The sequence below is a fragment of the Alkalicaulis satelles genome, assembly GCF_008630495.1.
Classification (GTDB): domain Bacteria; phylum Pseudomonadota; class Alphaproteobacteria; order Caulobacterales; family Maricaulaceae; genus Oceanicaulis; species Oceanicaulis satelles.
Map to the genome: position 1 here is coordinate 391,330 of NZ_VWOJ01000001.1, position 12,718 is coordinate 404,047.

At 68.5% G+C, this 12,718-nt stretch carries 10 protein-coding genes; 1 reads left to right on the forward strand and 9 read right to left on the reverse strand.

Features of this window, described 5'->3' with window-relative positions; all coding sequences use genetic code 11:
- Nucleotides 1-326 precede the first annotated feature (326 nt).
- Nucleotides 327-1,109 carry a nucleoside triphosphate pyrophosphohydrolase gene (mazG, locus tag F1654_RS01910; protein ID WP_150022521.1) on the forward strand — a complete coding sequence of 261 codons (783 nt, stop codon included), beginning with the start codon at nucleotides 327-329 and terminating at the stop codon, nucleotides 1,107-1,109.
- An 8-nt stretch (nucleotides 1,110-1,117) separates the two neighbouring features.
- Here mazG and hflX read toward each other — a convergent pair whose 3' ends face one another.
- The 9 genes from hflX to dusB all read right to left on the reverse strand — a co-directional run bounded on the left by hflX (nucleotide 1,118) and on the right by dusB (nucleotide 12,653).
- On the reverse strand, nucleotides 1,118-2,452 hold the full coding sequence (gene hflX / locus F1654_RS01915) for a GTPase HflX (RefSeq protein ID WP_150021812.1): 1,335 nt from the start codon (nucleotides 2,450-2,452) through the stop codon (nucleotides 1,118-1,120).
- A complete protein-coding gene (gene hfq, locus F1654_RS01920) occupies nucleotides 2,449-2,706 on the reverse strand; it encodes an RNA chaperone Hfq (RefSeq protein ID WP_150021813.1) in 258 nt (85 codons plus the stop codon). Before hfq ends, hflX begins: the two co-directional genes overlap by 4 nt.
- 106 nt (nucleotides 2,707-2,812) lie before the next feature.
- Nucleotides 2,813-4,207, reverse strand: coding sequence for a potassium transporter TrkG (locus F1654_RS01925; RefSeq protein WP_150021814.1), 1,395 nt, complete (start codon nucleotides 4,205-4,207; stop codon nucleotides 2,813-2,815).
- A gap of 18 nt (nucleotides 4,208-4,225) precedes the next feature.
- Nucleotides 4,226-5,599, reverse strand: coding sequence for a Trk system potassium transporter TrkA (trkA, locus tag F1654_RS01930; protein ID WP_150021815.1), 1,374 nt, complete (start codon nucleotides 5,597-5,599; stop codon nucleotides 4,226-4,228).
- Nucleotides 5,596-7,008 carry a nitrogen assimilation response regulator NtrX gene (ntrX, locus tag F1654_RS01935; RefSeq protein WP_150021816.1) on the reverse strand — a complete coding sequence of 471 codons (1,413 nt, stop codon included), beginning with the start codon at nucleotides 7,006-7,008 and terminating at the stop codon, nucleotides 5,596-5,598. Before ntrX ends, trkA begins: the two co-directional genes overlap by 4 nt.
- A 5-nt stretch (nucleotides 7,009-7,013) precedes the next feature.
- Nucleotides 7,014-9,236, reverse strand: a complete 2,223-nt coding sequence (locus F1654_RS01940; RefSeq protein WP_233205064.1) for a sensor histidine kinase — start codon at nucleotides 9,234-9,236, stop codon at nucleotides 7,014-7,016.
- Between the two features lie 86 nt (nucleotides 9,237-9,322).
- Nucleotides 9,323-10,588 carry a response regulator gene (locus tag F1654_RS01945; protein ID WP_150021817.1) on the reverse strand — a complete coding sequence of 422 codons (1,266 nt, stop codon included), beginning with the start codon at nucleotides 10,586-10,588 and terminating at the stop codon, nucleotides 9,323-9,325.
- A complete protein-coding gene (locus tag F1654_RS01950) occupies nucleotides 10,585-11,634 on the reverse strand; it encodes a two-component system sensor histidine kinase NtrB (RefSeq protein WP_150021818.1) in 1,050 nt (349 codons plus the stop codon). Before F1654_RS01950 ends, F1654_RS01945 begins: the two co-directional genes overlap by 4 nt.
- Nucleotides 11,631-12,653 (reverse strand): tRNA dihydrouridine synthase DusB, encoded by a 1,023-nt coding sequence (gene dusB, locus F1654_RS01955; RefSeq protein WP_150021819.1) that lies wholly within the window; start codon nucleotides 12,651-12,653, stop codon nucleotides 11,631-11,633. The genes F1654_RS01950 and dusB overlap by 4 nt, the downstream gene beginning before the upstream one ends.
- Nucleotides 12,654-12,718: the final 65 nt, after the last annotated feature.

The window sequence follows — 12,718 nt, forward strand, 5'->3', positions numbered from 1 at the left end:
TCGGACCTCGCCTTTGATGGGTAAGGCATTGATTGGCCCGGTCAGCACGGCCTTCGCTTGCGAGGATGTGCGCGCGTCAGGCGCCGCGTTGGCGATGCGCCGGGACGTATGAAGCCTTGCGTCTACGCACAAATCCCCGCATCGCTTGAATTCACAGCCGAACAGCGTACGCACCCTGTGCAGAGGCTCCCTTTTTTTGCGGCACATGGATGTCTGAGATGACGCACGCCACTGGCCATGCCCCGCCCGGTTCAGGCGCGCCGGATACGCACGGCGCCAAACGCCGCCGCGCGGTGACGCCCGTGGATGCGGCGCAGGCGCCGGCCATGGAGCGGCTTTTGTCGGTCATGGAGGCGCTGCGCGATCCGGACGGCGGTTGCGCCTGGGATCTGGAGCAGGATTTCGCCTCCATCGCGCCCTACACGCTGGAAGAGGCCTATGAGGTCTGTGACGCCATTGCGCGCGGCGATATGGGCGATCTGCGCGAGGAGCTGGGCGATCTCCTTTTGCAGGTGGTGTTTCACAGCCAGATGGCTGAAGAGGCGGGGCATTTCCGGTTCGAGGATGTGGCCGAAGCCATCACGGACAAGATGATCCGGCGCCATCCCCATGTCTTCGCTGGCGCCAGCGTGCGCGATGCGGCTGAACAGACCCGCGCCTGGGAGGTGCAGAAGGCCGAGGAGCGCGCCGGAAAAAGCAATGAAGACAATTCCTTGCTGGCCAATATTCCCCTCGCCCTGCCCGCCCTGGTGCGCGCTGAAAAACTGACCAAGCGCGCAGCCCGCGTCGGTTTTGACTGGCCCTCGGCCGAGCGCGTGTTTGACAAGCTCGATGAGGAGCTGGCCGAAGTGCGTGAGGCTTTGGCCGCGGGCGACCAGGACCATGTGGCCGAGGAGCTGGGCGATCTGTTATTCGTGATCGCCAATCTGGCGCGCAAGCTGGGCGCCGATCCGGAAGCCGCCCTGCGCGCGGCCAACGCCAAATTCGAGCGCCGCTTCAGACAGATAGAAGATGCGCTTGAAGGTCAGGGCAAGACATGTGCTGAAGCCAGCCTGGATGAGATGGAAGCGCTCTGGCTGGCGGCCAAGCGCACCGAGCGCAAGGGCTGAGGCGCGCCCTACCCGTCCGCCATCACCTTGGCCGACTGGCCCAGGCCCGGAAAGCGCACTTTGAAGCGTCCGGCGTCCGCCTGGCCCAGGCGCGCCACGGCATGGATCTGACCCGTCTCGGGATCGGTGCGCTCATCGAGGATTTCGCCGTTTTCATGCAGCCAGGCGATCGCCGCCCCGTCATCAGGTCCCGCCTTGATGCGTAGGATGAAGTCATCCGAGCCAAGGGCCTCATCTACCAGCGATAACAGCGCTTCCACGCCTTCGCCTGTGATGGCGGAAACCGGTATCGCGCGCGGCGCGTCGGGCCGGATCACGCGCGCGCGCCAGATCAGATCCTCGCGGGCCTCGTCGTCCAGCCGGTCGGCCTTGTTCCACGCCTCGATAAGGGTCTGCCCCGCTTCGGCGCCTGCGCCCAGGGCCTCCAGAACCGACAACACATCGGCCTTGCGCCCTTCATGGTCGGGATCGGCCATGTCGCGCACATGGATCAGCACATCGGCCTCCCTGACCTCTTCCAGCGTGGCGCGGAAGGCGGCGATGAGTTCGGTGGGCAGATCGGTGATGAAGCCTACCGTGTCGGAGATCAGCAGCTTGCGGCCCGTGCCGGTGCGGATGGCGCGCACGGTGGGGTCCAGCGTGGCGAAGGGCATGTCCTTGGCCAGCACCTGGGCTTCTGACAAACGGTTGAACAGGGTGGACTTGCCCGCATTGGTGTAGCCCACCAGCGCCACCGTGGGCCAGGGCGCGGCCTGGCGGCGCTTGCGGTGCAGGGTGCGGGTGCGCACCACCTCGTCCAGCTCGCGGCGCAGCTTGGCCATCTTGTTGGAGAGCAGGCGCCGGTCGGTCTCGATCTGGCTTTCGCCCGGACCGGCCAGGAAGCCGCGTCCGCCGCGCTGGCGTTCCAGGTGGGTCCAGGTGCGCACCAGGCGCGAGCGCTCATAGGACAGGCGCGCCAGCTCCACCTGCAACCGGCCCTCGCGGGTCTGGGCGCGGCGGCCGAAGATTTCCAGAATCAAACCGGTGCGGTCGACCACCTTGGCGTTCAGGCGCTTTTCCAGATTGCGCTGCTGCACCGGGCTCAGCGCGGCGTCGATGATCACCACGCCCGCTTCAAGCTCGTCCACGCGCTCCTTCAGGCTGTCCAGCTTGCCCTTGCCGAAAAAGGCGCCCGCATCCAGCTTGCGCACAGGCTCTATGCGCGCCTCGGCGGTGACCAGGTCCAGCGCCTCGGCCAGGCCGCAGGCTTCTTCCAGCCGGGCTTCGGCGCGTGAGGAATCCATGTCCGCAAATTGCGGCAGCAAGACCAGGGCGTGATCGGTTTTGGCCTGACGGTCGATCAATCGGCGCTCTCGTCCTCGCCCTCATCCTTGTCGAACAGCTGGACAGGCTGGCTGGGCATGATGGTGGAGATGGCGTGTTTGTAGACCAGCTGGATCTGGCCCTCGCGCTTGAGCAGAACGCAGAAATTGTCAAACCAGGTGACCACGCCCTGCAGCTTGACGCCATTGACCAGGAAAATCGTCAAGGCGGTCTTGTTCTTGCGCACCGTGTTCAGGAAGACGTCCTGAAGGTTCTGTTTCTTATCGTTAGACATCAGCCCTAATTGACCCAGCTTGTCCGGCCCGCGGCCAGCCCCACAGCCCAACAGGTAACCACGCTTGCGCGGCACTGCAACCCGTGTTGCGGCGCCGCATGCAGGCTCATCCGCGCCTTATCAGGGCTGCGAAAGCCGCAATGGCGGCCAGAATCTCCAGCCGTCCGAGCACCATCAGCCCGGCGCTGATCATCAGGCCAGCCGGTTCCATGGCGGAAAAAGCGGTCCCCGCCAGCGGGCCGGCATTGGCCAGCGCTGCGCCCGAGGCGCGCCAGGCGGCGTCAAACCCGCTGCCGGCCAGCGCGATCAGCACCGCACCGCCCGCCAGCGCCACAGGATAGGCCAGCGCATAGACCGCCACCCCCGCCAGCATGTCATCGGTGATCGTGCGCCCGCCAAAGCGCGAGCGCACGGCGGCCGAAGGGTGGGCCAGCAAGGCCACCTCCCCCCAGGCGCGGCGCACCAGGATCAGCACGCGCGACAGCTTCATGCCCCCGGCCGTGGACACCGCCGACCCGCCAATCAGCGCCAGCAGGATCAGGACGGGCACGGGCAGGATGACCGTTTCATTCGTCTGGAAACCGCTCGTGGTGATGGCGAACAGGGCGTCCAGGCCCGCCGGCGCCATGGCCGGCACGCCATAGGCCAGACCAGCGAGCGCGGCCATCAGGAGGCTCACGCCGGCCATGGCGCGCAGCTCTCCCGAGGCGGTGCGCGAACGCTGGCGCAGAAGGATCTCGTAGATCACGGCGAAATTCCACGCCCCCAGCACGCACAGCAGCGCCAGAATGAAGATCGCGCCGGGCGTCAGCCAGCCCGCCAGCGGCCCGCTATGGGGCGCCAGCCCCGCCGTGGCCATGCCCGACAGGGCCAGGCAGGCGGCTTCAAACGCCTGCGCCCCGCCGGCGGCCAGAAGCAGGAACCCGGTCAGAGTGACCAGCAGATACGCTCCGCCCAGACGGCGCACGGCAGGTCCGAAATTGGTGAACAGGTCGGCGCGCTCAATGGTCAGAAGACTGGTGCGGCGCAGGCCCGAAGCCGGGTCGTCCAGCGCCGCAAACACCGTCACCGCCAGCACCAGACCGCCCAGCCCGCCCAGCCAGGCCAGCAGGCAGCGCCATAAAACGGCGGCGCGTGAGATGTCTTCTGGCGGCGCGATCACCGCCCCGGTGGTGGTCAGCGCGCTATAGGCCTCGAACACGCCCTCTATCACGCCCCCTGCCCCGGCCGCCAAGGGCGGCGCGGCCAGCAGGGGCGTCAGCAGCCAGGCCAGCAGGGCCAGGCGCAACGAGGCGGAAGCGGCCGCCGGGCCGGATGCGTTCACCGTGCCCGCCAGGCTCACCCCGCCCATAAACAGGCCCGCCAGCGCGGTGAGAAAAAAGCCGCGCGCCTCATGCGGCGCGCCTTCGGCCCAGGCGAAAAAGATGAAGGGGATGGCGGCTGCGCCGATGAACAGCGCGCACCAGCCCAGGGCGCGAATCAGGCGCTGTAACTGGGCCATGGCGCCTCCCTGCCCCGGCTAGAAATATTGCAGGCTCACCCGGAAGAGCTGTTCGACCTTGGAAACAGCGCCTTTCAGGGCGAAGAAAATCAGCCGGTCGTTTTCCTCGATCACCACCCGCTCGCGGGCGAAATGGACATGATCGCCGCGCACCAGCGCGCACACGGCCACGTCTTCGGGCAGATCGAGCGCATTGAGCGCCTTGCCCACCAGCGGCGAGGTGGCCAGCGCCACGCCCTCCAGCGCCTCCGCGCCGCCGCCCGCCAGCGATTGCAGCCCGGTGATGCGTCCGCGCCGGATATGCTGGAGTATGGTGGACACGGTCACTTCGCGCGGGTCGATCATCACATTGATGCCCAGCGACTCGCGCACCGGCTTGAACGCCTCGTCATTGACCAGGCACACCGAGCGCTCCGCGCCCTCGCGCCGGGCCATGACGGCGCTCAGAAGATTGACCTTGTCGTCATTGGTCAGGCACAGGGCGAGCTCTGCATCCTCCACCCCCGCCTCGCTGAGAATCTCGCGGTCCAGCGCATCGCCGTGGAGCACCACGGTCTTGCGCAACACGTCCGCCGCGCGCTCGGCCTGGCCCTTGTCGCGCTCGATCACCCGCACGCGCACCCCGCTCACCCGCTCCAGCGCGCGCGCCACGTACAGGCCGATATTGCCCGCCCCCACAATCACCACGCGCCGGGCGCGGGGCGCAGAACGCCCGAACATGTCCAGCGCGCGTTTGACGTGGGCGGCTTGGACGCAGACATAGACATCATCCCCGCTCATCAGCGGATCGGTGTCTTCGGGGATGAACAGGGTCTTGTCGCGCTGTATGCCGACAATGTCGAACCCCATGTCGGGAAACAGATCGATCAACTGGCCGCGCGGGCTGCCGGCCACGGGGGAGTTCTCGTCCACCTGCAGGCCCAGAAGCTGGACGCGTGAATTGGCGAAGGGCGCGGTGGCGAATGCGCCGGGCGTTTCCAGGCGCTGAAGAATGGAGCGGCTCACCTCCAGCTCGGGAGAGATGGTCACGTCGATGGGCAGGCCGTCAGACGAAAACAGCTCGCTCCAGCGCCGGTCCAGATAGCTCTGGGCGCGCACGCGCGCGATGCGGGTGGGCGTGTCGAACAGGGTCTTGGCCACCTGGCACGCGACCATATTGGTCTCGTCCGAATAGGTCACCGCGACCAGAAGATCGGCATTGGCCAGGCCTGCGCGCTCCAGCACGTCGGGATGGGCGCCGTGACCCACAACGCCGCGCACATCCAGATCAGTGGTCACCCGGTCGATCAGCTCGCGCGACCAGTCCACCACCGTGACCGCATTGCCCTCGCCGGCCAGCTCGCGCGCAATGCCGTGCCCGACCCGTCCAGCGCCGCAAATGACCGCTTTCATGAGGCCTCTTCCGTATCCGCGTCCTCGTCCTCGCGCCGGCCGGGCCCGGCCACGCCCAGGGTCTTGAGCTTGCGGTGCAGCGCCGAGCGCTCCATGCCGATAAAGGAGGCGGTGCGCGAGATATTGCCGCCAAAGCGGTTGATCTGGGCGCGCAGATATTCGCGCTCGAAGCTCTCGCGCGCATCACGCAGCGGCAGCGCGATCATGCGCTCGGTATCAAAGCCGGAGCTGTGCCCGCCCGAGCGGCCCGCCACCTCGCCCGGCAGGTGATCAAGCGTCACCGGCTCGTCAGGATCGCCCGCCGCCAGGATCAGCAGGCGCTCCACATTATTGCGCAGCTGGCGCACATTGCCCGGCCAGTCGTGAGCCTGGAGGGCGGCCATGGCGTCCGCCCCGATGCGCCGGCGCGGCAGGCCGGACATGGTGGTCAGACGCTCGATGAAATGCTCCACCAGATGCGGAATGTCGTCGCGCCGTTCCGACAGGGCGGGCACGTCGATGGGGACCACGGCCAGGCGGTGATAGAGGTCCTCGCGAAAGCGCCCCTGCGCGATCAGGGCGCGCAAGTCGCGCGCGGTGGAGGACAGGACGCGCACATTCACCTCCACGTCCGCCGCGCCGCCCACCCGCTTGAAGCGCTGTTCGACCAGCATGCGCAACAGCTTGCCCTGGGTGGCCAGCGGCATATCGCCCACCTCGTCCAGGAACAGCGTGCCGCCATGGGCCTCTTCCAGCAGGCCGATGCGCTCGACCACCCCGTCACGCTCGGCGCCGAACAGCTCCAGCTCCACCCGGTCCGGGTCCATCAGCGCAGACGAGACCGGCACGAAGCCGCCGCGCGCGCGGTGGGAGGCGTTGTGGATCATGCGCGCAATGAGTTCCTTGCCCGTGCCCGGGTGACCTGCGATCAGCACCCGCGAATTGGTCGGCGCGACCCGGTCGATGGTCTGGCGCATGGCCAGCATCGCCGCCGACTGCCCCACCAGCTCATTGTGCATTTCCGAGCGCGCGCGCAATTCGGCGTTTTCCCGGCGCAGCTGACTGGCCTCCAGGGCGCGCTCCACCGTGATCAGCAGCTTGTCGGACTTGAAAGGCTTCTCGATGAAATCGTAGGCGCCCTTGCGGATGGCCGCCACCGCCGTCTCGATGGTGCCATGGCCGGAAATCACCAGTACCGGCAGGAGCGGATCGGCGCGCTTGATCTCGTCCAGCAGTTCGATGCCATCGAGCCGCGAGCCCTGCAGCCACACGTCCAGCACGGCCAGCGAGGGCTTGCGCTGGCGGATGGCGCCCAGCGCGCTGTCTGCATCGGCGGCGTAACGCGCCTCATAGCCTTCATCCTCGAGCAATCCGCCGATCAGCTCGCGGATATCGGCCTCGTCATCCACAATGAGTATGTCCCGGGACATATCGTTTACGCCTCCGCACGCGCCACCGAGCCGGACAGGCTCCCGCGGCTGTCAAGCAAGGGAAAGGCCAGTCTGACCACCGCTCCCGTCTCACCGGGTGCGGGATCGTCCAGATCCAGCCGTCCGCCATGGTCTTCCATCACACGCCGCACGATGGCCAGGCCCAGCCCCGTGCCCTTCTCGCGCGTGGTCATATAGGGCTCGGTCAGGCGCGCCTTGTCGGCCACCGGCCAGCCCAGCCCGTCATCGCGCGCCTCGATCACGCCGAACCCGTCCTGTTCATAAACCTGCACGGCGACAAGGCCGGGCGATTTGGCGTTGTCGCGCTCCATGCGCGCGCTGACGCTCTCGGCGGCGTTTTTCAGGATATTGGCCAGCGCCTGGCCGGCCAAGCGGCTGTCACACTCCACCAGCGGTCCGGGATCGGGGCCCTCGAAACTGACCTTCACGCCCGGCGAGGCGACACGTTGGGCGAACACGCTGGCGCGGGCGATCTCGCTGAGATCAGCCGCCTCCATCTTGGGCGCAGGCATGCGCGCGAAGGCGGAAAACTCGTCCACCATGCGCCCGATATCGCTGACCTGGCGCACAATGGTCTCCACGCAGCGATCAAACGTCTCCACGTCATGGTCCATCACCGTCTTGCGGTATTTGCGCCGCAGACGTTCGGCCGAAAGCTGGATCGGGGTGAGCGGGTTCTTGATCTCGTGGGCGATGCGCCGGGCCACATCGCGCCAGGCGGCGTTGCGCTGGGCGGCGACCAGGCGGGTTACATCGTCAAAGGTCAGAACCACCCCGTCCTGATCATCATGTCCGGCGCGCACATTGAGATTGACCACAGAGCCATCCTCGCCCGGCAGGTCGATCTGGCGCTCGGCGATGTCGGCGGGACGGCGCGAGACCTCCTCGACCACGTCCACAAACACCGGCGCGGCCTCGGCCAGTTCGCGCCCCACCAGATCGGACGGCTCAAAGCCCAGCATCATGGCGGCGGTGCGGTTGACCAGGGTGATGCGCCGCTCGTGGTCGAGGCCCATCACGCCGGCGCTGACGCCGGTCAGCACCGCCTCGATGAAGGCGCGCCGGCGCTCGTTCTCGGCATTGGTCTCCAATAACGCCTTGCGCTGGCTGGAGAGCTGGCGGGTCATGCGGTTGAAGGCCCGGCCCAAAGCCGCGATCTCGTCATCGTCCCGGGCCACGTTGACGCGCGCATCCAGATCGCCCCGGCGCACGCGCTCGGCGGCCGAGACCAGCCGGCTGACCGGCGCCGTCACCCGGTGCGAGGCGCTCAAGGCCAGCCATATGGCGCCCACCAGGATCAGCACCGCCGCCAGCGCATAGACGGTCAGGAAGCTGTTGCGCATCTGCTGTTCGAGATCCACACCCTCGCGGAAGGAGGCGATGGCCGCTTCGGGCGCAACGAGCATGGAGAAGTCTTCAAACCAGACCGCGTAAAGATAGGCGTCCTCATAGGCCGGCATGCGGATAAGCAGGCGCATATAGTCCGGACCATCCTGGCGCACCACCGGATCGGAGGCGCCGATATCGCCCTCGTCCGCAGCCTCGAACATGAAGCGGGTGGGCGCGGCGAATTCGGGCGTGCCGGGCGCCTCTTCGCTGCGCGCCAGCACGGTGGCGCGGCTGTCGATCACGTAGAGCGCGGGGAAGTTTCGCACCATGGCCTGCTGGGTCAGATAATTGCGGTACAGGATGCGGCTGTCCTGCAGGGCCTGCATGGCTTCAGGATCGGACAGATTGTCGGCGATGGACTGGAATTGCAGGACCACGAAGCTCAGCGCCACGCTGGGCCAGCCCCGCGCCATCTCGGTGGAGGCTTCCACCAGCACCGTCACCCGCTCGCCAAACCAGAACTCGATGCCGCGATTGAGCACCAGGGTGTGAAAGCTGGCCATCAAGAGCGCAGGCGCAATGGCGGCCACCGCAAACAGGGTGATGAAGCGCATCTGCAGGCGTGGCGCAGGTTCGGAACTCTTGCGCGCACGCAGCCGGCTGGCCGCGCGCAGCACCACCGCAATCGCCAGCCCGCCGACCATCAGCACGGTGAGCGCCAGCAGCGAGCGGAACAACAATCCCGAAGGCTGCCAGACCGTGCCCGTGCTGACCGACATCAGGGCCAGGGCGATGACGCTTGAGGCTGCGATCACGAAGACCACAGCAAACCAGGAAATGCGCCGGACCCCGTTCAGCCGGGACGTGACGTGCGTCAAATGGGAACTCCCACCTCTGGACGGCGCGGATCATGGCTGAGCTGTGACCGGAATTCAACACCTGTGACGCTCAGGACCCATTCCTCTCAATCGGCCCCGTCATCCAGCCCCAACGCGCCAAGCCGCCGGGCGAAGGTATTGCGGTTCATGCCCAGGCGGCGGGCGGCCTCCTGGCGCACCCCGCCCGACGCCTCCAGAGCGGCTTTCAGCGCGGCGCGTTCCGCAGCCTCCAGCAGCAAGCGGGCGGGCGCGTCATCGCCGGCCGCCCAGGATTCGGCGAGAAAGCCCAGGGCGGCGTCTTCAAGCGCCTCGCGCGCACCGGGCGGCACCGGACCGGTCATGGCCCTTGCGATCACATCGGGGCCGGCCTCGCCGCGCGGCCCTTGGGCCCGGATGCGCTGGGCCGTGCGCTCGATCTGCAACACCTCGCCCTCCCAGGGCTGGGCGTTGACGAAATCGGCGCCCGCCGGGCTCAGACTCCAGCCGCCCTCCCCGCCGCGCTCCAGAAAGAAGGCGAACAGGCGTGCGCGGTCATCGCCGCGCTGGCGCACCGGCGGCAGGGTGACGAAGCCGGCTGAGAGCCGCTCCACCAGTATGCCAGGCAGATGCGTGCGCACATCAGGCGCGGCGGTGACGATCAGGCGCGGGGCGTCAGCGGGCGGGATCTCCAGCGCTTCGAGCACCCAGGCGGCAGTGTCGGGCGTCCAGTGTTCGGCCCGGCGCATGAGCAGCGCGCCGCCCGCAGCGGCGTCCAGCAAGGCCGGGCCTTCCCGGCGCGCCCGGTCAGGCCCGGCCTCGACCAGCGGGCCAGAGCCCGCCTGCCGGTGCAGCCAGCGCCCGGACGCGGCGCGCCCGGATCCTTCAGGCCCGGTGATCAGCACCGGCGTGCGCCCGCGCGCCAGCCGGGCCAGCGCCTGAAACGCCTCCTGCATGGCCGGGGCGCGCCCGATCAGACCGTCCCCGGCGGCGCGGGCCGAGGGGCTGGCGCCGGACACTTTAAGCGCGCGCTCAAGAACTTCCACCAACTCATCGAGATTAAAGGGTTTTGGCAGATATTCGTAAGCGCCATGGCGGGCGGCCCCCAGGGCTGTCGCGGCAGTGGTCTGGGCGCTCATCACCACCACGGGCGCATCGGGGCGCAGGCGGGCCAGCTCCTCCAGCCGGTCGAGGAAATTCTCCCGGCCCAGCAGCACATCGGCCACCAGGGCGTCGGCTTCCTTGCGGATCATGCGCTCAACGGCCACGTCCGGCGAGGCGGTGGCGCGCACGTCAAACCCGGCGCGCGAGAGCGCCTTGGAGATCACAAAGCGCAAGGAATCGTCGTCTTCGAGCACCAGCACGCGTCGGGTCATGGCGCATGGCTCCCGGCTTCACGCACATAGAGCCGGAACACGGTCCGGCCCGGACGGCTGTCGAACGCCACGCCGCCGCCATGAAGCTCGGCGATCCGCGCGGTCAGGGCAAGGCCCAGCCCCTCCCCGGCCGGCTTGCCGGTCACGAAGGGATTGAACACCGCCTCGCGCAAGGCCTCCGGCACGCCAGGACCATTATCACTCACAGCGATCTCAAGGCGCGCTTCGGGCGCAGGCGCGCCGGGCCGGGGCTGGCGGTAGCGGGTGATCACCTCCACCTCGCCGCCGCCCGAAGGCTCCAGCGCTTCGGCGGCGTTGACCAATAGATTGAGCACGGCCTGCAGCACCAGGTCACGATCCGCCAGCGCGTCGGGCAGGGACGGATCAAACCGCTCCACCCACCGCACGGCGCCCCCTGCGCCCGCCGCCGCCGAGCGCACCGCCTCGCGCACCAGGGCGTGCAGATTGACCGGCTCGAAGGCCTGGGGCGCGATATCGCCAATGCTGCACCAGCGCTCGGCGATGCGCCGGGCGCGGTCGGTCTCGGTCATGATCAGGCCGGCCAGCTCGCGCGTCTCGTCATCGGCGCCGGCCGCGATCAGCTGGGCTGCGCCGCGCGCGCCCGCCAGCGGGTTTTTCAGCTCATGAGCCAGCATGCGCCCGAATCCGGCCGCGGCGCTGGCCGCCGCATCCCCGCGCGAGACCGATGTGGTGTCCGGCCAGGGACGCAACACGATACAGGCGCCCTCGCCCTCCGGCGCCGCGTCCACGGCCAGGCGCATGGCGCCCTCCTCGCCCTCGAGGGTCAGGTCATGGGCGAACACCTCGCGCTCCTCGGCCATGGCGCGCAGGGCCAGCGCCGCCGCCGCCGCGCCTGCAGGCCCGCATTCGGCCAGCAAGACGCCCGCAAGTTTGCGCCGGGACCGGCCGAACAGCATTTCGGCGCGGGCGTTGAGGTGCAGGATGCGGCAGCCCGCGTCCACCAGCACCAGCCCCACCGGGGCGGCTTCGGCGAGCCGGTCGGCGGCGCTTTCCGGCCCGCTCATGCGGCGTCCCGGTCCTGACGGGCGGATACGAAAGCCTTGAGGGCGGCGTGCACGTCTGCCGCGGAGCGCACCCGGCACAGCGCGCCGCGCCACTCGCGAGCCAGGTCGGGATCGCTGACGGCCCAGTCCACAAAACTCGCCAGATGCTTGCGCATCATGCGCACGCCCAGCTCCTCGCCATAAAGCGCGATGCTGTCCTCCAGGGCTTCGGCCAGCGATTGCGCGCCGGCATGCAAGGGCGGCTCGGTCAGGCGTTCACCGGTCATCAGCGCGCGCGCCACCGCGCCGGGCAGCCAGGGCCGCCCCTGCGCGGCGCGCCCGATCATCACCGCATCCGCGCCCGAGGCGTCGAGCGCGGCGCGCGCCGTGTCCGGACACCCGATATCGCCATTGACCACCAGCGGCAGGGTTATGGCCTCGCGCACCGCCCGGACCGCCGCCCAGTCGGCCTGCCCGGTATAGAATTGCTGGCGGGTGCGGCCATGGACGGTGATCATCGCCGCGCCCGCGCGCTGGGCCCGGGCGGCGAGGTCGGGCGCATTCATCGTCTCGTGATCCCAGCCCAGGCGCATCTTGACGGTGACCGGCACGCTCACGGCGCCGATGGTCGCCTCGATCAGCTCCTGGGCGTGGTCCAGGTCGCGCATCAGCGCCGAACCGGACAGGCCCTTTGTCACCTGACGGGCCGGGCAGCCCATATTGATGTCGATGATATCGGCGCCCGCCTCCTGCGCGATGCGCGCACCCACATCCATCCAGCGGGCTTCGCGCCCGGCGAGCTGGATCACATGGGGGCCGCAGCCCGCATCGCCCTTCATGCGCCGGATCACGTCCTCGCGGCCCTGGGCCAGGGTCTCGCAGGCCACCATTTCAGAGATCACCAGCCCCGCCCCGAAGGCCCAGGCCTGACGCCGGAACGGGTAGTCGGTGACGCCCGACATGGGCGCAAGCAGGACCGGCCGGTCCACCCGAACCGGTCCGATACTGAAGCCCTTCAAGCCTGTGACGCGCACTGTCATGAGGGTGCAGATAGCCTGTCTGGACGCGCGCGGCCAGACGGCTTAACGGATGAAGGCCCTTTAGA